Origin of the sequence: Bradyrhizobium aeschynomenes (genome assembly GCF_013178945.1) — a bacterium.
Classification (GTDB): domain Bacteria; phylum Pseudomonadota; class Alphaproteobacteria; order Rhizobiales; family Xanthobacteraceae; genus Bradyrhizobium; species Bradyrhizobium aeschynomenes.
In genome coordinates this window covers 1-19122 of sequence record NZ_JABFDM010000005.1, presented here as the reverse complement: position 1 = coordinate 19122, position 19122 = coordinate 1, and the positions used below count along the sequence as shown (strand labels likewise).

Below are 19122 nucleotides of genomic sequence, written 5' to 3'. Positions count from 1 at the left end.
CTTCGATATTTCATCGCTGCTGCCGCCGCCACGGCATCAGCAACTGCTCGATCTTGCCGACTGCAAAGGTCAGCAGCAGCGCCAAAGCGATGGTCGCGACCAATGCGGCAAAGACCTTCGGAATGATGTACAGCGAGCCGGCCTTGAAGATGGCGTGCCCAAGCCCCTCGGATGACGACATGAACTCGCCGACGATCGCGCCGATCAGAGCAAAGCCGACAGTCAGCTTCAAGCCGGCAAAGATGTCGGCCAGCGATGCCGGCACCACCAGCTTGCGGAAGATCTGAAACTTGGAGGCGCCGAGCGTGCGAAGCAGATTGATCTGATCCGGGTCGACGCCTGTCGCCCCCTTGTAGGAGGTCACCAGCGCGACGATGACGACCGACAGGGTCGACATTGCGACCTTCGAGATCAGACCGGTGCCGAACCAGATGATGATGATTGGAGCAAGCGCGATGATCGGGATCGAGCCGAGTGCGATCACGAACGGCTCGACGACGCGTGAGACGAAGCGCGAATACCACAGCGACAGGCCGATCAAGGTGCCGATGCAGTTGCCGACGAAGAAGCCGAGCAGGGTCTCGAGACCGGTCACCGAGGTGTCGCGCCACAGGCTGCCGTCATAGACCATCTGCGACAGGAACTTGAAGATGGCCGACGGCGAGCCGAACATGAAGGCGGCCGCCTTGTTCTGTCCGGTCATGAATTCCCAGAAGGCCAGAAAGCCAGCGAGAACGACGAGCTGGGTCACGAGCACCGCGAGCGTGCTGCGCAACCGCAGCCAGCGCCGCCCTTGGGACGTCATAGGCCTGGCTGGACCGATGGTGGTCTGGGCGGCCGCCGACGAAGCCGGCGCAGCATCGACATCGGCCGTCATTGCAGCACCACGTCGAGATCGGCCCAGATGCTGCGGACATGGTCGCTGAAGCCGGGCGCCTGCCGGACGGAGATGACATCGTGACGATCGGCGCCGAGCGCGATGTCGTAGACGGCCTTGATCTGCGTCGGCCGCTTCGACAGCACGATCACGCGGTCGGCGAGCGACACGGCCTCCTCGATGTCGTGGGTGATCAGCAGCAGAGAGCGGCGTCCCTGCCGGACCAGACCGACCGTGTCGTTCTCGATCAGGAGCTTGCTCTGAAAATCCAGCGCGGCGAACGGCTCGTCCAGCAGCAGAACATCGGGCTCGTTGACGAGCGTGCGGGCGAGCGCCACGCGCTGCCGCATGCCGCCCGACAGCGTCGTTGGATAATGATCGGCAAAGCCGTGCAGACCGAGCTGGTCGAGCATGGCCCGGCAGCGGTCCTCGGCCTGAGCCCACGGCATGCCGCGGATTTCCAGCCCCAGCATCGTATTGCCGAGCGCGGTTCGCCACGGCAGCAGCAGGTCCTTTTGCAGCATGTAGCCGACGTTCTGCGGTTGGCCCGCGACTTCGCGACCATGCCAGCGGATGCGGCCGGCATCGGGCGCGAGCAAGCCACAGAGCGTATTCAGGAGCGTGGTCTTGCCGCACCCGGAGGGACCGACGATGCTGACGATCTCCCCTTCTCTCAACGTCAAGCTGAGATCGCCGATGACAGGCACGATACCGCCGCCATCGAGTTCGTAGCTCTTGGCGACATGCTCGACCACGAGTGGCGGCGCGGGCGCTGCGACGCCCGTGCCGGTCTGCGTCTTGAGGCTGGTCTCAATCATTTGAGACTGGCGATCGCCTTCTCCGCGAAGGAGTTGTCGATGATCTGGTCGAACGGCACCGAGCCTTTGGCGTTGCCGAGATAGACCTGCATCTCCATCAGGTTCGCCCACTGATCCGTCTTGGTGATCACCGATTGCGCCGGAATGAGATATTTCAGCTCGGCATCGATCGCCTTGTCGACGACCTCGCCGGGAAGGTCGGGAAATTCCTTGCGCGCGACTTCCTTGGAGAAGGCCGGATCGGCGTAGGTCTTGCGCGAGGCCTCCTCGAACGAGGTCACCAGCGCCTGCACCATATCGGGATCCTTCTGGATCGTGGTCGGCAGCACCATGATGCCGGTGTTGCAGAACGGGCCGATATAGTTGGAGAAGTCGAACACCACCTTGGCGCCCTGTGCTTCGGCGGCCGACACGCTCGGCTGATAGGCGATGGCGATGTCGGCCTGCCCCGCCAGCATGGCCGCGATCTCGGTCCCGGGGTTGACCGGCACGATGGTCGCATCGACGCCGACCTTCATGCCCGCCTTCTCCAGCAGGCGCTTGGCGACGCTGTAGTTGGTGTTGGGCTCGGGCGACGTCACGATCTTCAGGCCCTTGAAGCCCTTGGGATCGGTGATCGGCTGCAGCGTCTTCGACACGCCGAAGTAATGCGCCCGCTGCACCACGGTGCCGACGACCACGCCAGGACCGCCATTCTCGCGCGAGATCTGCGCCATGGTCGCGTCACCGATGGCAAAATCAGCGGAGCCTCCGAGCACGGCGGCGAAGGTCTGGGTGTCGCCGCCCGCGGCGCTCACCTGCATGTCCAGGCCGTTCTTCTTGAAGATACCGGCATGCATGCCGACGTAGAGGTTGATGTAGCCGAGATTGTGCACGGCCTCGCTGAAGCGGACCGTCTTCAGGCCGGCTGCTGCGGCCCTGCCGCTTCCGAGCAATGCGGGCGCGCCGAGCCCCGCCGCGATTGCCGCTGACGTCGCGAGAAAGCGACGCCGATCGATGGTTGGTCTTGCGCTCGCAGATGCCGAGACACGTTCGCTCATGGTGCAGAACTCCTCCCAGGCCGATGAAAATCTGCGAGGAGACTATGGTCGTGACGTGCAGCAGCAAGGCGAAATAACAGACGCGATTTGCGCAAAAGCTGACGACGCCGAGCGTGATGAGACACGCAGCGACGTGCGACGCCCGCGCTCTGCCGTGCAGTTGTCGCCCTGCTGCCGCTTAACGGGTCGCCATGGTCAAACGTGCATCGCAACAAAGGCGATAATGTCAATTTTGCCATTAAGGCCGCACAAAGAAAATGCAGCTCCGCCGCAGCTGCCTGAGGTGAGATCGGGCCTCCGGCGCGACCTTCCCGAGACGACGATGCATCAACCCTTATATGCAGTCTGGATCCCGTGCACGCTCGACACGTATCCTGCGCCGTCATCCGGTGTCACGAATCGAACGCGGCGCCTTGGCCTCCCAGCGGGCATGGTGCCGTCTCGAACATCGCTTCCATTCGCAATTGCAGCAACACCGCGCCGACTGTCGTGTTTACGACAAATCATTGATGTTGATAGCTAATGGCATATCGCTTGCAATGCACAATGCGCCTCGCTATTGCAGCGCAGAAATTTCTTGGAGTGCAACATGCTCGGAATTGGAAGTCAGCTGCCTTCGTTCGAAGTCGTCGGTGTGAAGCCCGGTTTTCACCTTCAGGAGGAGAAGGGCGAGAGCGCCTTCGAAACCCTGACCGAAGCCAGCTTTCCCGGCAAATGGAAGATCATCTTTTTCTATCCGAAGGACTTCACGTTCGTCTGCCCGACGGAAATCGCCGAGTTCGCGCGCCTCGGGAAAGACTTCGCCGACCGTGACGCCATCGTGCTCGGCGGCTCGACCGACAACGAGTTCTGCAAGCTTGCCTGGCGCCGCGACCACAAGGATCTGCACAAGCTGCCGATCTGGCAGTTCGCCGACACCAAGGGCTCGCTGGTCGACGGCCTCGGCGTCCGTTCGCCGGACGGCGTCGCCTATCGCTACACCTTCATCGTCGATCCCGACAACACGATCCAGCACGTCTACGCCACCAACCTCAACGTCGGCCGCGCCCCCAAGGATACGCTGCGCGTCCTCGACGCCCTGCAGACCGACGAGCTCTGCCCGTGCAACCGCGAGGTCGGCGGCGAGACCCTGAAGGTCGCTTGATCATGTCGATCGAGCAGCTCAAGGATCAGATCCCGGACTTCGCCAAGGACGTCAGGCTCAATCTGTCGTCCATGGCGTCCGACGAGACGCTGTCCGCGCAGGCCAAATACGGCCTGTTCGTCGCCTGCGCGATTGCGACCCGCAATCCGACGGTGACCGCGGCCCTTGAATCGGTTGCGGCCGCGCATCTGTCGCCTGCGGCTCTGGCGGCGGCGAAGTCGGCCGCCGCCATCATGGCGATGAACAATGTCTACTACCGTTTCGTGCACCTTGCCTCGAACAAGGAGTACGCGACGATGCCGGCCCGGCTGCGGATGAACGTCATCGCCAATCCCGGCGTCGACAAGGCCGATTTCGAGCTGTGGTCGCTGGCGGTGTCGGCCATCAACGGCTGCGGCACCTGCATCGACGCGCACGAGAAGGTTCTGCAGGACGCGGGTGTCAGCACCGCCGCGATCCAGACCGCCGTCCGCTTCGCCGCCATCATCCAGTCGGTTGCCGTGGCGATCGAAGCCGCTGATGTGACGATCGCCCTGGCGGCCGAGTAGAAAGCGACCCGATATGTGAAGGCGGCCGGCATTGTCCGGCCGCATTTCATTTCCAACAATTCACGCATTGGTTGCATGACAAGCCGCAGCGCGCGCAACCGCCCGGCCAGCTAAGCCTCTGACTTCGCGGCAAAGTCGAATGGGGTGCGGCATTTCGATACTGCCGGCCAACCTGCCGCTTTGAGCAGAGGCAGCCCGAGACCTCGCGCATGGCGAGCATTCATCGATATGGCCAGCCGGGAAATTTCCATCAAATAGCCTTACCTGCTCACGCTTCCCGCCAAGAAACATTGATCAGCTCAGGGCCAAGCAAGATCGATTGTGACCAGGGCGCGCGAAAACAGTGGCGCGCGTGTCGGAAGGAAACGGGAACTGTCAGTCTCGACGGCAGCGTTGGCGAAGTCTTTCCGATGTCGCATGATGCGAGCCTCGGTTCGATCACGCGCGCCCGACGCCCTGAAGGTCTCTCCCACGATCCGTTCGTCGGAGACAGGAGGCTAGTGATGAGTGCTCCAGGTCAGAACGATCCGGTCAAGCCGACACCGCCTTGGGCAAGCGAGGAGCTCCGCAAATATGCGCCGCGCCGACACCAGGCGGACGCCGGCTCCGCGACCCCCGACATGCCGGAGGAAGGCGCCCGGCTGCCGCACCATCTGATCGCCCGGCCCAGCTTCCTGCCGGCGCGGCCGGCCGCTGTCGATCTCGACGACGAAGAGGTGCGTCGTGTCTGGAGTGCGAAGCTCGACCCCGTCGTCATGCCGCTGCCGCCGGAAGATTCCGACAAGTCGTCGCGTCTTGGCGGCCTTATCAAGATCGGCGCGGCCGTCGGCATCGCCGCATCCGTTGCCATGATCATCGTCAACATGGTCCCGTTCGACAATGGCGCGGCGGTGCCGGGCGGCAAGAGCCAGATCATGCCGTCGACGGTGCTGGAGAGCCTGGCCCAGATCGACCCGGCGGAAGCCAAGGTCGCGCAGGAGGATCCGCCGCAAACCGTCGCCTCGCTCGTGGCGCCCAGCAGCATCGACGTAACGACGAGAGCCTGGCCGTCGGCCTCGCCATCTCCCGCACCGGCTGCCGCTGCCCCACCGGTCGCAAGCCAACCGCCAATGCTGCCGGCAGCCCCCTCTCGTCCGACCGTTCCCCTGCCCCGAGACGAGGTCGACGGCCTGATGAAGCGGGGGCGTGATCTGCTCGCCGCTGGCGACGTCGCAAGCGCGCGCCTGATCCTCACCCGGTTATCCGATGCCGGGATCGCCGACGCTTCTCTCCTGCTCGCGCGCACCTATGACCCGGTCGAGCTGGCGAAGTCGCGGCTCCTCGGCGCCGTTCCCGACGCTGCCAAGGCACGCGCCTGGTATCTCAGGGCTGCCGAGCAAGGATCGCCGGAAGCAAGCCGCCGCATCTCCGCAGCGCGCTAATTCATCAGCTCGGAACGCACAAACGCGATCCGGACCGCTCTCGAAAGAAGGGGCGGCCGTGCTCGTCTGCGCTCACGAACAAGACATCGAGGGGAGGATTTGATGATGCAGAGCATCGGCGTGGCGGGTGGCACCGGCGGGACCGCCACAGCAAGCCAGGATGATCAGTTGCGGCATCATCAGATGGTCCGCGCCGGTCGCGCCACGAAGGCCGCCTGCCTTGCTCTGGCTCTGTCCGTTCCGGTCGCGCTGGCCGGCGATCGAACGGCTGCCGCAGCCGAGAATGAAATCCGTATCGGCAACACGATGCCCTATAGCGGCCCCGCCCTCGCCTATGGCGTCATCGGCAAGACCATCGCGGCCTATTTCAACAAGGTGAATGCCGAAGGCGGCATCAATGGCCGGCGTATCACCTTCATCTCCTATGACGACGCCTACTCTCCGCAGAAGACGATGGACCTGACGCGCAAGCTCGTCGAGGAGGACAAGGTCCTGCTGACCTTCGCGAGCCTCGGCACCACGACCAACGCCGCCGTCCGACCTTATCTGAACGCCAACAAGGTCCCACAGCTGTTCGTCGCCTCGGGCTCCTCGATGTGGGACGAGCCGCGCGAATTTCCTTGGACGATGGGCTTCCAGCCAAGCTACCAGGCCGAGGCGCACATCTATGCGCAATACCTGCTGGAGACACGGACCCGCGGCAAGATCGCAATCCTCTATCAGGACGACGACTTCGGAAAGGACTACGTCAAGGGCCTGAAGGACGGACTTGGCGGCAAGATCCCGATCGTCGCGGAGGCGGCGTACAAGGTGACGGATGCCAACGTCAACCAGCAGATCGCGGTCCTGAAGGCATCCGGCGCGGACATCTTCTTCGACATCGCCACGCCGAAATTCACCGCGATGGCGATCCGCCGGGCCGGCGAGATCGGCTGGCGGCCCGACCACATCATCTCCACGGTGTCGAAATCCGTCACGTCGCTGATGTCAGCGGCGGAGCTGCAGAGCGCCGAGGGCCTGCTGTCCGCCGGCTATTATCTGGAGGGCGATGACGCCACGACGACGAGCGACCCTGCCTACCGGGCATGGTCGAGCTTCATGGATCGCTACCTGCCGGACGTGTCCAAGAACAACGGGCTTACGATCTACGGCTATCTGGCCGCCAGCACCATGGTCGCGGTGCTGAAGGCCTGCGGCGATGATCTCTCGCGCGACAACGTCATGCGGCAGGCCCGCTCGCTGAAGGGCCTCGCGCTGCCGATGCTGACGCCCGGAATCAACATCAATACCAGCGCCTACGATCATGCCCCGCTGGAGCAGATGCAGATGGGACAGTTCACCGGCGGCCGGTGGCAGCGGTTCGGGCCGGTCCGCAGCGGAACCGATCCCGGCAGCGTCAGCGACTCCTTCAAGACCATCTTCCGCTACGGCAACGCCAAGCGCGACCTCGCCAACCAGTTGAACGCCAATACGGTGACGCTGATGACAGGATCGCTCGGCAGCACCTATGCGAACATGGGCGCGGATCTCTCCTCGGTGCTGGACAAGGGAACCGAGTTGCGCGTTCTTCCGGTGATTGGGCGCGGCTCGGTCCAATCGGTCGCCGACATCCTGCTGCTGCGCGGTGTCGACGCCGGCATCATCCGCAAGGACACGCTGGCCTTTCTCGAGCGCAAGGATTTCGCCAACAATGTGCGCGAGCAGCTGGCCTATGTCGCCAAGCTGTTCAACGAAGAGATGCACGTGGTCGCGCCGAAATCGATCACCAGCCTGAGCGACCTCGACGGCAAGACCATCGCGGTCGACCTGCCCGACGGCGGCACCTTCGTCACTTCGATCAACGTGTTCGAGCGTCTGGGGATCAGGCCGCACCTTCTCTACATCGAGCCGCGGCTGGCGCTGGACATGCTGCGCAAAGGCGACATCGACGCCATCATCGCCGTCGAAGGCAAGCCGCTGCAATGGCTGAGCCAAGTCAACGATCCTAATCTGCATCTCGTACCCGTCGAATACGACCGGGCCCTGCATGACGACTATCTGCCCGCGAAGCTGTCGGCGGAAGACTATCCCAACCTCGTCAGTGCCGAGGCCCCGGTGAATACGATCGCCGCCGAGGCCTTGCTGGCGTCGTTCAATTGGCAGCCGGGCAGCGATCGTCATCGCCGCCTGTCGCTACTCGTCGAGGCGTTGTTCAACAACATGCAGGCCCTGCAGCGGCCGCCATTTCATCCGAAATGGCTCGAAGTCGCGCCACTGGCGCCGATCGCCGGCTGGACGCGGTTCAAGACGGCACAGGAATGGCTCGACCGTAACATGCCGGCCCCCCAAGTCATGGGCGCCAACGCCCAGGCGGGCGATCTGCAAGCCAGCAACGCCCCCAACGACCCCAAGCTGTTCCGTGAATTCATGGAATGGCGCGCCAACCGCCAGAAGCGGCCAGCCGCAGCAAGCCCGAAGCCATGATCAGGCCGTGACCGGGGCACCGGTGATCCTCACCTGCACATCGCAGGGACGGGCAAGATAGGGCGCCGAGGTGACCAGCACATCGGCGCCAGCGGCGGCGTAGGCCGCGGCGTTCTGCGCGTTGACGCCACCCGCAGCGGCGATGATCGGCCGTCTCGGCAGCGTTCTCATTCGTGCCGCCAGCGCCTCGATGTCTTGGGGGGGAAACTTCTCCGCCTGAATCACATCGAAGCCCGCGGCAGCGGCAGCGATGGCCTGCTCGACCGACGTCACCTCGATGACGAGCCGCTTCTCCGGAGCGGTACGGCGCAACCGTTCCGCTATATCCGGCAGCGGCGTATCGCCGAGAAACGCGCGATGCTCGGGAAACACGAGAATGGTTTCGGACAGGCCGAGCCGATGCATGACGGCACCGCCCGCCTTGACTGCGGCAACCGCAAACGACTTCGCGCCAGGCACGTTCTTGCGCGTGCAGGCCACGGCAATGCCGGGCACGACCGCACGCGCAGCGCGCACGATCGCTGCGGCCTCGGTTGCCACGCCCGACCAGATCTCGATCAGCGTCTGCGCCACCTTCCAGCTCCGCAACAGGCCCGCGGCAGCGCCCTGCGCAAGCAGGATCGGAGCGCCCTTCTCCAGCACCATTCCGCTGGTCGCGTGCAGCTCGACACGGCACCCCGCCAGCTCGATCAGCGCAGCGGCGTCCTCAGCCAAAGCCAGCACCATGCGGTCGCGCGCGGCGAACTGCATCAGTCCAGCTTCAGCCCCGATGCCCAGCGCTTCCGTCGTGAGATCGCCGTAAGGAACATCGTCCCGAAGCAGAGCTTGCAGATCATGACGGGGAGCGGTGGTCAACACGTGCGGCATCTCCTCTTTGTGCCGAGGCCATATTCTCGATATACCTACCGCGCGCTGCCGCACCTCGATGGCCCGGCCGACACGGCCTGGATGTGCTCGGAACGACGGCGGCCGCCCGAGGTCAACGCATGATACCGCCCGATCTTCAAGAGCCGGCTGAGCTCAATCCGCCCCGCCTCGCCGCCATTCTCTATGGGCCGGGCGACGATGCCGATGTGCTGCTGGACGATTTTGTCCAAGGACTGGTGCTGCGAGGGGTCCGCGTCGGCGGCATCGTTCAGCGCAACACCCGAGACGAGATCGGCAGGAAGAGCGGGATGGACGTCATCGACCTCGGCAATGGCGATACGATCTCGATCTGCCAGGACCTCGGCAGCGGCTCGACCGCCTGCAAGCTGGATGCGGCCGGCCTTGCCGAAGCCGGCATGGCCGTTCACCGCGCCATCGCGGCCCATGCCGACCTCATCGTGATCAACAAATTCTCCAAGCAGGAAGCGTCGGGGAGCGGACTGCGCGGCGAGCTGGCCGATGCAATCACATCCGGAATTCCGGTGCTGACCGCCGTGCCGCAGAAATGCATCGAGGATTGGCGCGTCTTCACCGGCGATCTCGGCGCCCTGCTGCCGGCGACCCGCACGGCGATGGATGCATGGTGGCTGACGGTGAGCCCACAGGCGTCGGCCCCGGCTGAAGATCGCAAGACGGCTCATCCATCATCGTGATCGCGTGCTATTTGCCGATCATCACGTCCGATGACTTGATCACGGCCGAGACGGTGTCGCCGACCGCGAGCGCGAGCTCGTCCACGGCCTCGTTGGTGATGGCTGAAAAGACCGTGAGCCCCGGAGCGAGCTCGACCCTGACATGGGCCGTGGTCGCGCCCTTGGATACGGAGATCACCTTCCCCGGCAAGACGTTTCGTGCGCTCAGTTTCACGTGCTGCTCCCATCTGCTGCAGCGTCGTTGCTGCAGCAGCATGTAAGCAGAGGAGCGGCCCGAATTCAATGACCTATATCAACCATGATATAGCATTTGGCGCCGCGATCATGTGTCTTATAACGATGCGCCATTCCCGCGGCGTCGTCAGCCAAACTTGAACAGCACGCCGTAGCCGCCGCGCGGATAGCTCCACTCGATGTCGCCGCTGGCCTCGCCGATGACGCGGCAGGTGCCGCATTCGATGCAGCCGTCCACCGTGATCTCGACCTGCCCCTTGTCGTTGAGCTCATAGCAACGCGCCGGGCACGCCTTCAAGAGTGCCTTCAGCTGCGGCGTCGGCGTCGTATGCGGACGGACCTTGATATGGGCCCGGCCCGGATCGACCTGATAGCGATTGTAGAACAGCTTGTCTTCGACCCGCACTGCGACATCCGTGCTCATATCTGATCTCCCTTGGCAACCGTTTCGTTCACTCAAGCGATCATCGCCACGCCCGCGCAAAGCGGAACGCGTCGCCGAACAGCCCCGTCCACGACCGCGCGCTGACGAACGAGCGCAGCGTGCTGCTTTCCTTCTCCTTCTTCGGCGTGCCGTCGACGCGCACGAAGTTCTGCATCGCCTTGGAGACGAGCTGCGGATAGGTGAGGAAGAAGTTCTGCGACTGGTTGTGCAGCAGCGCAGGCATGTCCTTGTACTTCTTCAGGTCCTTGATGACGAACGACTCCTCCAGCATCTTCTTGTAGAGTGAGAGGTTCTCCTTGGTCATGGGATCTCGGCGCGACTTGACCTGGAAGATTGCCTCGGCGGCAATGCGGCCGGAGGTCATGGCGAGGTTCGATCCCTCGCGATGAATCGCATTGTTGAGCTGGGCGGCATCGCCGACCACGACCCAGCCATCGCCGCAGAGCTGCGGGATCGCATTGTAGCCGCCTTCGGGAATGAGATGCGCCGAGTATTCCTTGACCTCGGAACCCTCGATCAGCGGTGCCACCGACGGATGCTGCTTGAAGCGCTCGAGCAGACCATACGGCGTCTCACCGGTCTTCTGGAAGTCGGAGACGAGACAGCCGATGCCAAGCGATATGCACTCCTTGTTGGAGTAGATGAAGCCCATGCCGGTCATTCCGCGGGAGATCGTGCCGACGGCCTCGATCACCGCGCCCTCATCGCCCTTGAGATTGAAGCGCGCCTCGATCGTCTCGCGCGGCAGGAAGTGCATCTCCTTCACCGCCAGCGCGACGCTGTCCGGCTTCGGCCGCTCACGCAGGCCGGCGCGGGTGCCGAGCAGGCCGTTGACCCCCTCGGCGAGCACGACGACATCGGCATGAATCTCGCCATCGCGCCGGTCGGTCTTGACACCGATCACCTTGCCATAGGCGTCCTGCGCCAGCTCGGTGACCGTGGTCTCACACAGCACGGTCGCGCCGGCTTCCTTGACCTTGGACGAGAACCATTTGTCGAACTGGGCGCGGATGATCGTGTAGCGGTTCGGCTTCTCCTCGTTGAAGTCGTCCGACTTGTAGTGCAAGCCGACATGCGACTTGTCGTCGAGCATCCAGAAGCGCTGCTCGACCAGATGCCGCTCAAGCGGCGCTTCCTCGCGGAAGTCGGGAATGAGCTTCTCCAGCATGTCGGCGTAGAGGATCGCGCCCTGCACGTTTTTCGAGCCGGAATACTCACCGCGCTCGAGTTGCAGCACCTTCATGCCGCGCTTAGCCATGGTCAGCGCAGCCGCATTGCCGGCCATGCCGGCGCCCACGACGATCGCGTCGAAACGTTCCTCGATCATTGCCCTGCTCCCTCTCTGGTGCCTAGCTTGCGATGCGGTCGCGCGAATGCGGCGAAAGACGCGCGCGGAATGCCTCGGTCAGCGCCGGCAGCAGCCGGATCGCGTCGGTGACGATGCCGACATGCGCGAAGTCGAAGATCGGCGCGTTCTTGTCGGTGTTGATCGCGACGATCAGGTCGGCGCCTTCCACGCCCACCCGATGCTGGATCGCGCCGGAGATGCCGGCGGCAATGTAGAGCTTCGGACGGATGGTCTTGCCGGTCTGGCCGATCTGGCGATCGGAGGTGACCCAGCCCTTCTGCACCAGCGGCCGCGAGCAGCCGAACTCGGCGCCGAGCACGGCGGCAAGCCCCTTGACGAGTTGGAAGTTCTCCGGCGATCCGAGCCCCAGCCCGCCCGCGACGACGACGTCGGCATAAGCGAGATTGGACTTCGCGGAGTCGCGATCTGGAATGAAGGACAGCACCTTGGTGACGATGTCCTCTTCGACCAGCCCGAGCTTGTGCTCGATCACGCGCGTCGCAGGCTTTTCCACGCGATCCGGCATCGGCATCACGCGCGGGCGCACCGTCGCCATTTGCGGCCGGTAGTTCAACGTGTAGATCGTGCAGAGCAGCGAGCCGCCGAAGGTCGGCCGCGTGGCCGCCAGCGAGCCGTCGGCATCGACGTCGAGCTCCGTGCAGTCGGCGGTCAGGCCGGTGAGCAACGTCGTCGCCACCGAGCCTGCGAGATCGCGGCCGAGCGTGGTGGCACCGAGCAGCAGGATCTCTGGCTTGAACGTGTTGACGACGTCGGTCAGCGCCTTCGTATAAGCCTCGTTGCGATAGTCCGTGAGAACGTCGTCGGACACGATATAGGCGAGATCCGCGCCGTAACAGAACGACTCGGCTGCGGCGTGCTGAACGGCCTCACCGGGCGGCCCGATGACGACGGCCGCGAGATCGACCTTGAGCTTGTCGGCGAGCTTGCGGCCGGCGCCCATCAGCTCCCAGGAGACAGGATGAACCTGGCCACGCTCCTGCTCGATGAACACCCAGACGTGCTTGTAGGCCTTGAAGTGCTCCGGCAGCTCCTTCTTGGTCGCGGCGCGACCGGCTGCGGCAGGCGGTGCTTTGGTGGGTTCGCTCATGGTCGTCGTTCCCTTGATCCGTCAGATGCCGTGAGGCCAGAAGCCTCGGGGTCAGAAGCCGTGCGCTGACGTCGTCAGCTCGGCTTCGAGCTTCGGCTGGCGCTTGAACAGTTCCTCGATCAGCGCGTCGGCCGGCGCGCGGTTCGAGAAGTCCACGATGGTTGCCTTCTCGGCCCGCGCCGAGGGCGCGAACACGCGCTTCACGATCGTTGGCGAGCCCTTCAGGCCGCACTTCGAGATGTCCTCGACGCCGGCATCCTTGGCGCTCCAGGTGACGATCTGCGCGCGGGCGGCGCGCAGCGCGTCGGCCATGGCGCCGCGGCGGATCTCGTTGGTCGCCTCCAGCATCGTAACCAGGCAGGGCAGCTTGGTCTTGAGCACCTGCACGCCGCCTTCCGAGCGGCGCTCGGCTTCGATGGTGCGCGCGGCGGGATCGACCTCGTTGATCTTGGCCACATAGGTCAGCTGCAGCAGGCCGAGCCGCTTGGCGATGCCGGGACCAACCTGGGCGGTGTCGCCGTCGATCGTCTGCTTGCCGGTGAACACGATGTCGGGCGCGCCGAAGGTCTCGCTGATCTTGCGGATGGCGGTCGCCAGCGCGTAGGTCGTTGCCAGCGTGTCGGCGCCGGCGAAGAAGCGATCGGTCAGCAGCACGGCGCGATCGGCCCCATAGGTGAGCGCGCGGCGCAGCGAGTCCTCAGCCGATGGCGGCCCCATCGTCAGCACCGTCACCTCGCCGCCGAACTTGTCGCGCAGCTGCAGCGCAGCTTCGAGCGCGAACAGGTCGTAGGGATTGATGATGGTCGGTACACCCTGACGCATGATGGTGTTCGTCACCGGGTGGACGCGGATCTGCGCGGAGTCCGGGACCTGCTTGATGCAGACGACGATATGCATGCGATCACTCCGGTGTTGAGCCTGCAATGAGGACAGCAATTGTCGTACCAGTTTGGATCGCAATGAATATCGATCCGGATTCAATAGCTTGGCGCAGGCACCTGCGTGGCAGCTCGGGATCGACGCAGAGGTCCGACACGTCGCAAGCAACACGCGTCGGGAATGCGACAGAGGCTGCGCAGCACGCCGGGCGCTTCGAAAGCAGAAGCGCCGCCAGTGGGGCTGGCGGCGCTTGCTGTTGTCGTGATGAGTCCGTCTGCTACTTGAGCGTCGTCAGCGACACGAACGGCTTCGGCGCCGGCTTCGGTGGCGCCACGGCTTCCTTGAGCACCTTGAAGACGCGCTGGTCGAGCGGGGTTGATACCACGAAGTCCTGGTAGGCCTGCTCCAGGAACGATTTGCAGCGCGTCGCGATCTCCTCGTTGGGGACCTCCGAGAAGTCCTCGCTGACGAGATACTGGCCCATCCGCCTGAGGATGTGCAGGCGGCAGACGTTCAGCACCTTGGGATCATAGTCGACGCCGAGCAGCTTGAAGAACTCTTCCGCCGCGGACGTCTGCTTCAGTTGCTCGAGCACATTCGGTGTTGCCGCAGTCATTGCTTCGCTCCTTGAGTCAAAGTCGGGTCAACCTCGCAACCATTGATCGGCGCCGGCGGCGGTGGTCCCTGGCGCACCTTCTGCCGGACATGCGCGAGCTGCGCTTCGAGGAACTCGATGCGGTCGAGCATGACCGACAGCGCCTCACCGACCGGATCGGGCATCAGATGATGATCGAGATCGATGCGTCCGACGGTGCGGCGGTGCGTGAACTCCGGCCGCACGACCTTGGCCGGAATGCCGACCACGGTGACATCCGGCGGCGTGCTCTGGATGACGACGGAGTTGGCGCCCACGCGGGTCCGCGGCCCGATCGTGATCGGCCCGAGAATCTTGGCGCCGGCACCGACGACGACGCCGTTCTCCAGGGTCGGATGGCGTTTGCCCGGCGACCAGGACGTGCCGCCCAGCGTGACGCCGTGATACAGCGTGACGTCGTCGCCGACCTCGGCGGTCTCGCCGATCACGACGCAGGCGCCGTGATCGATGAAGAAGCGGTGACCGATCTGCGCGCCCGGATGAATGTCGACATTCGACAGGAAACGTCCGAGCCATGACAGCAGCCGGGCCGGAAACCGCCAGCCGCGGATCCACAGCCGGTGCGCTAGGCGGTGCCAGATCAGCGCGTGGATGCCGGGATAGGTCAGCAAGGTCTCGATCTCGCTGCGCGCGGCCGGATCGCGCGAACGGACGCAGCCGATATCCTCGCGGATCAGGCCGAGCAGCGATGGGGCTGCAGACTCGGCTGCGATGGGCTTGACGATGGGAGTCTCGACGATATCGCTCATGCTCAGGCAAAGCTCGCGTGCGGGTGATCACAGACCTCGCGCCAGATGGCGGCAACGGCTTCTTTCGGCACCGGCCCCTTGTGCGCGACCGCATGCTTGCGCACGCGCGCGAGGATGCGCTGCGCCTGGTCGGCGCTCGCCGGCAGGCGCAGATCCGACAGCAGCGAGGTGATCGCCGAGAGACCTGAATGCTTGCCGATCACGATCCGGTTGGAACGGCCGAACAGCATCGGATCGAGCGCCTGATAGGTGCGCTGGTCCTTGAGCAGACCGTCGACGTGAATTCCCGACTCGTGGGTGAAGACATGCTCGCCGACGATCGCCTTGTTGAGCGGAATCGCGCGTGCCGCGGCGGCGGCCACGACATTCGCGACATGATCGAGCTCGGCCAGCACGATCCCGGTCTCGCGGCCGTAGAGCTGCCGCAGCGCGACGGCGACCTCTTCCAGTGGCGCATTGCCCGCGCGTTCGCCGAGCCCGATCACCGTGACGGACGCATGCGTCGCGCCGGCCTTGACCGCGGCCAGCGTGTTGGCGGTGGCGAGACCAAGATCGTCATGGCCATGAAACTCGATTTCCAGGTCGGTCGTCGCACGCAGGGCCCCGACCAGCACCGACGTCGCATCGGGATCGAGCACGCTCAGCGTGTCGGCGACACGGAAGCGGCGCGCACCATGCGCCTTCGCGGTCCCGATCACTTCGGCGAGAAAGCCGACATCCGCGCGCGACGAGTCCTCGCCGCCGACGGCGACCGCCAATCCTCGGCTTCTGGCATAACCCACGACGCGCTTGAGCAGATCCAGCGCAGCACTCCGGCCGCCGCCGAGCTTGGCCGCGATCTGCACGTCCGATGTCGGGATGGAGACATTCACCATCGACACGCCCGCAGCGATCGCGGCATCGACGTCGGCCTCGCGCATCCGGCACCAGCCGATGATGGTCGCCGGCAGACCGGCCTCGACGATCGCGCGGATGGCGGCAATCTCGTCGGGGCCCATTGCCGGGGTGCCCGCCTCGATCTCGGGAACGCCGGCCCGCGCCAGCGCACGGGCGATTGCGACCTTCTCGGTGAGGGCGAAGGCAACGCCCGGGGCCTGCTCGCCATCGCGCAGCGTGGTGTCGTTCAGGATGACCCGGGGCATCGGACTCCCCGGGACGGTGCTCCCGAGAGCAGAGCCGCCATCACTGGCATTCCTGCCGACTTTTTTGGGCCCGCGCGGTCCGAGGACGTCAGGCATTCACTTGCTCCGTCGCAACCTGTGTCGACCGCCTGAGCAGGTTGCTCGTCACGGCCGTCATTCACTGAGCAACGGCCATGCCACGGCCAGAGATCATTCTACTCGTTTGAATATGCACGGCTTTTCCAAGCGACCGAGATTGTCGGATTCGTAACAGGGTCGGAAATCGGACGCGGCGGAGATGGAGAGAGTTGGACTGCTGCGGTGCCTGCGGCGTTCAGCCGTGACGCTTGCGGCGCAGGTGAATGACGACGTCGATCCGCTCCATCGCATAGCCCGGCAGCGGCTCGGGCAGCTGATCGAAAGCGACGACATCAGGCACGTCGACGAGTTCGCCCTCGTCCTCGTAGAAAAAGTGCGGATGCACGGTGGTGTTGGTGTCGAAGAACGACCGGGAGCCGTCGACGCCGATCTGCCTGAGCAGACCGAGCTCCACGAACTGATTGAGCGTGTTGTAGATGGTCGCCTGCGAGATCTTCATGCCGGTAGCGACCGCCTCGGCATAGAGTACATCGGCGGTGATGTGGCGGTTGCCATTGCCGAACAGGATCCGGCTGAGCTGCTGGCGCTGCTGGGTCGGCCGCAAACCTGCCAGTCGCAGCGCGTCCTCGCATCTGCGCATCAGGGCCTCGCCAGCCTCGCAGGTCTCGGCTTCGGGGCAACGTCCATGCTCGGAGTTGCACGGAGATCCAAGCTGGGGGTCCATCAGCATCGTCGCAGTCCTCGACCTCACATTGCGGCGGTGGCCGCCTCCTGCAGCGCCACCTCGCGGCGCCGCTCCGCCATCCGGCTTTCACCGCTCTCCTCGCCGAAGCAGAGCTGGAAATCGTTGCACTGGGTGCAGACCGGGGTCGTGCACATCACGAAGCCGTCGTCCTCGCACAGCATGCGGTAGAAGAAGCGCTTCCAGCGCATGTTTCTGACGTTGCGGCTGGCCAGCGGCGCGAAATGGCGCATCAGCAGCCGCGACAATTCGGAGCGCTCGCGCAGGCCGAGGTCTTCCCACAGATGGTTCGGCTCCATCGCGCGCCGCGCCACCATGGCTGCGAGCCAGCGGCCGACGTCGCCGTCGGTGGAGCGCTGCGCTGCGAGAAGATCGCGCACCATCGCGATCTCGTCATCCTCGGGCGCCGCCGCGGCGCCGTTGATCGGCAGCCAGGATGAATCGATTGGGGCGGCCGGAAACAGCTGCGCCAACAGCGTGATCAGCTCGACGGTCGAGAGTCCCGCCCGCTCCGCGAGCGTGCCGTGCTCCATCGCGGAGACGGCAAGAATGCATGCGATCACATGACGGTCGAAGCCGGCATCGTCGACGATCAACGCGTCGTCGGGATCGACGCCTGCCAGCAGGCGGTAGATTTCGCGGCCATGATGCCGTCTGTCGTCGTCAAAGGCGACGCCGCTCGGCGCAGATTGCAGGCCGGCCTCGACGGATTGCGAGACATCCACGATTGCAATTGCCATGACGAGATCTCCTGCTGACTACGGCGGGGCCTCCGAAGAGGTACCGGCCTTCCGACGGGAGGAAGGCCGGTACCAAGACTGCTTAAGCCGTTGCGGCGAGTTCGGCGGCAGTCTTTCCGATCTGGCTCTCGTCGACCGCCTTCATGATGCCGTGCTCCATCAGCATGTCCTCGAGCTCGTCCATCGTGATCGGGGTCGGGATGATGCCCTTGCCGGCATTGCCGTGGATCTTGGTCGCCAGGTTGCGGTAGTGGTTGGCCTGGACCGACTCCGGCGCGTATTCCAGCACGGTCATGCGGCGCAACTCGGCGTGCTGCACGATGTTGTCGCGCGGCACGAAGTAGATCAGCTGGGTGCCGAGCTTCTTCGCCAGAGCCTCCGCCAGCTCCAGCTCCTTGTCGGTCTGGCGCTCGTTGCAGACCAGGCCGCCCAGGCGCACGCCGCCGGAGTTCGCATACTTCAGAATGCCCTTGGAGATGTTGTTGGCGGCATACATCGCCATCATCTCGCCGGACATCACGATGTAGATCTCCTGCGCCTTGTTCTCGCGGATCGGCATCGCGAAGCCGCCGCAGACCACGTCGCCGAGCACGTCGTAGGACACGTAGTCGATGTCCTCATAGGCGCCGTTCTCTTCCAGGAAGTTGATCGAGGTGATGACGCCGCGGCCGGCGCAACCGACGCCCGGCTCCGGACCGCCGGACTCGACGCAACGGATGTCGCGATAGCCGACCTTCATGACCTCTTCGATCTCGAGGTCCTCTACGCTACCCGCGGCAGCGGCCAGGCTCAGGATGGTGTCCTGCGCCTTGGCGTGCAGGATCAGGCGGGTCGAATCCGCCTTGGGGTCGCAGCCGACGATCAGGATCCGATGACCCATCTCGGCCAGCGCAGCCAGAGTGTTTTGCGACGTCGTCGACTTGCCGATGCCGCCTTTGCCGTAGAATGCGATTTGTCGCAGGGATGCCATTCTGCTCTCCATCAACCGATTGCTATGGCCGCGCCCGCTTGCAGCGGAGCGTGACCGCGTCCTCTCATGTGTCCGAACCGGCAGACGGGTTATTGGGAAGGAGAGCATCGCTCGTCCGAAGCGTCGGCGTGCACTCAGCCC

The 19122-nt window shown here is 64.5% G+C and carries 20 protein-coding genes; 5 read left to right on the top strand and 15 right to left on the bottom strand.

Features of this window, described 5'->3' with window-relative positions; translation table 11 throughout:
- Nucleotides 1-10: 10 nt before the first annotated feature.
- Genes HL666_RS15770 through HL666_RS15760 form a run of 3 tightly spaced genes read right to left on the bottom strand, consistent with a single transcriptional unit; the run spans nucleotide 11 to nucleotide 2735 of the window.
- Nucleotides 11-877 (bottom strand): ABC transporter permease, encoded by an 867-nt coding sequence (locus HL666_RS15770; RefSeq protein ID WP_172182335.1) that lies wholly within the window; start codon nucleotides 875-877, stop codon nucleotides 11-13.
- A complete protein-coding gene (locus HL666_RS15765; protein WP_172182333.1) occupies nucleotides 874-1695 on the bottom strand; it encodes an ABC transporter ATP-binding protein in 822 nt (273 codons plus the stop codon). Before HL666_RS15765 ends, HL666_RS15770 begins: the two co-directional genes overlap by 4 nt.
- Nucleotides 1692-2735, bottom strand: coding sequence for an ABC transporter substrate-binding protein (locus HL666_RS15760; RefSeq protein ID WP_172112542.1), 1044 nt, complete (start codon nucleotides 2733-2735; stop codon nucleotides 1692-1694). Before HL666_RS15760 ends, HL666_RS15765 begins: the two co-directional genes overlap by 4 nt.
- A gap of 589 nt (nucleotides 2736-3324) precedes the next feature.
- Between HL666_RS15760 and HL666_RS15755 the strand changes: the two genes are divergently transcribed.
- From HL666_RS15755 to HL666_RS15740, 4 genes are all read left to right on the top strand, one after another.
- Nucleotides 3325-3879, top strand: a complete 555-nt coding sequence (locus tag HL666_RS15755) for a peroxiredoxin (RefSeq protein ID WP_172112541.1) — start codon at nucleotides 3325-3327, stop codon at nucleotides 3877-3879.
- Between the two features lie 2 nt (nucleotides 3880-3881).
- Nucleotides 3882-4427: an alkylhydroperoxidase, AhpD family gene (ahpD, locus tag HL666_RS15750; RefSeq protein ID WP_172112540.1), complete on the top strand. Its 546-nt coding sequence runs from the start codon at nucleotides 3882-3884 to the stop codon at nucleotides 4425-4427.
- Between the two features lie 503 nt (nucleotides 4428-4930).
- Nucleotides 4931-5848, top strand: coding sequence for an SEL1-like repeat protein (locus tag HL666_RS15745; protein WP_172112539.1), 918 nt, complete (start codon nucleotides 4931-4933; stop codon nucleotides 5846-5848).
- A 102-nt stretch (nucleotides 5849-5950) separates the two neighbouring features.
- A complete protein-coding gene (locus tag HL666_RS15740) occupies nucleotides 5951-8311 on the top strand; it encodes an ABC transporter substrate-binding protein (RefSeq protein ID WP_512699043.1) in 2361 nt (786 codons plus the stop codon).
- On the opposite strand, the gene modD is transcribed toward HL666_RS15740, so the two are convergent.
- On the bottom strand, nucleotides 8312-9178 hold the full coding sequence (modD, locus tag HL666_RS15735) for a ModD protein (protein WP_172182332.1): 867 nt from the start codon (nucleotides 9176-9178) through the stop codon (nucleotides 8312-8314).
- Between the two features lie 119 nt (nucleotides 9179-9297).
- Between modD and HL666_RS15730 the strand changes: the two genes are divergently transcribed.
- Entirely contained in the window at nucleotides 9298-9891 is a 594-nt protein-coding gene (locus HL666_RS15730; protein WP_172132844.1) for a DUF2478 domain-containing protein, read from the top strand.
- Nucleotides 9892-9898: 7 nt separating this feature from the next.
- Here the strand turns inward: HL666_RS15730 and HL666_RS15725 are convergent, their stop codons facing one another.
- The 11 genes from HL666_RS15725 to nifH all read right to left on the bottom strand — a co-directional run bounded on the left by HL666_RS15725 (nucleotide 9899) and on the right by nifH (nucleotide 18981).
- Nucleotides 9899-10105 (bottom strand): TOBE domain-containing protein, encoded by a 207-nt coding sequence (locus HL666_RS15725; RefSeq protein ID WP_172112537.1) that lies wholly within the window; start codon nucleotides 10103-10105, stop codon nucleotides 9899-9901.
- Nucleotides 10106-10252: 147 nt separating this feature from the next.
- Nucleotides 10253-10549: a ferredoxin family protein gene (locus HL666_RS15720; protein ID WP_172112536.1), complete on the bottom strand. Its 297-nt coding sequence runs from the start codon at nucleotides 10547-10549 to the stop codon at nucleotides 10253-10255.
- Between the two features lie 40 nt (nucleotides 10550-10589).
- Nucleotides 10590-11897 (bottom strand): FAD-dependent oxidoreductase, encoded by a 1308-nt coding sequence (locus tag HL666_RS15715; protein ID WP_172112535.1) that lies wholly within the window; start codon nucleotides 11895-11897, stop codon nucleotides 10590-10592.
- Nucleotides 11898-11919: 22 nt separating this feature from the next.
- A complete protein-coding gene (locus tag HL666_RS15710) occupies nucleotides 11920-13026 on the bottom strand; it encodes an electron transfer flavoprotein subunit alpha/FixB family protein (RefSeq protein WP_172132843.1) in 1107 nt (368 codons plus the stop codon).
- 51 nt (nucleotides 13027-13077) lie between these two features.
- Nucleotides 13078-13923, bottom strand: coding sequence for an electron transfer flavoprotein subunit beta/FixA family protein (locus HL666_RS15705; RefSeq protein WP_172112533.1), 846 nt, complete (start codon nucleotides 13921-13923; stop codon nucleotides 13078-13080).
- A gap of 259 nt (nucleotides 13924-14182) precedes the next feature.
- The gene (gene nifW, locus HL666_RS15700; protein WP_172182330.1) at nucleotides 14183-14521 is read right to left on the bottom strand and encodes a nitrogenase stabilizing/protective protein NifW; all 339 of its coding nucleotides are present in this window, start codon (nucleotides 14519-14521) and stop codon (nucleotides 14183-14185) included.
- Nucleotides 14518-15309 (bottom strand): serine O-acetyltransferase, encoded by a 792-nt coding sequence (gene cysE, locus HL666_RS15695; protein WP_172112531.1) that lies wholly within the window; start codon nucleotides 15307-15309, stop codon nucleotides 14518-14520. The genes nifW and cysE overlap by 4 nt, the downstream gene beginning before the upstream one ends.
- A gap of 2 nt (nucleotides 15310-15311) precedes the next feature.
- Nucleotides 15312-16451, bottom strand: a complete 1140-nt coding sequence (gene nifV, locus HL666_RS15690) for a homocitrate synthase (RefSeq protein ID WP_172182329.1) — start codon at nucleotides 16449-16451, stop codon at nucleotides 15312-15314.
- 313 nt (nucleotides 16452-16764) lie between these two features.
- Nucleotides 16765-17259: an iron response transcriptional regulator IrrA gene (gene irrA, locus HL666_RS15685; RefSeq protein ID WP_172112529.1), complete on the bottom strand. Its 495-nt coding sequence runs from the start codon at nucleotides 17257-17259 to the stop codon at nucleotides 16765-16767.
- A gap of 17 nt (nucleotides 17260-17276) precedes the next feature.
- Nucleotides 17277-18011, bottom strand: coding sequence for a nitrogen fixation protein NifQ (locus tag HL666_RS15680; protein ID WP_172132840.1), 735 nt, complete (start codon nucleotides 18009-18011; stop codon nucleotides 17277-17279).
- A gap of 82 nt (nucleotides 18012-18093) precedes the next feature.
- Entirely contained in the window at nucleotides 18094-18981 is an 888-nt protein-coding gene (gene nifH, locus HL666_RS15675; protein WP_012045780.1) for a nitrogenase iron protein, read from the bottom strand.
- Between the last annotated feature and the right edge of the window lie 141 nt (nucleotides 18982-19122).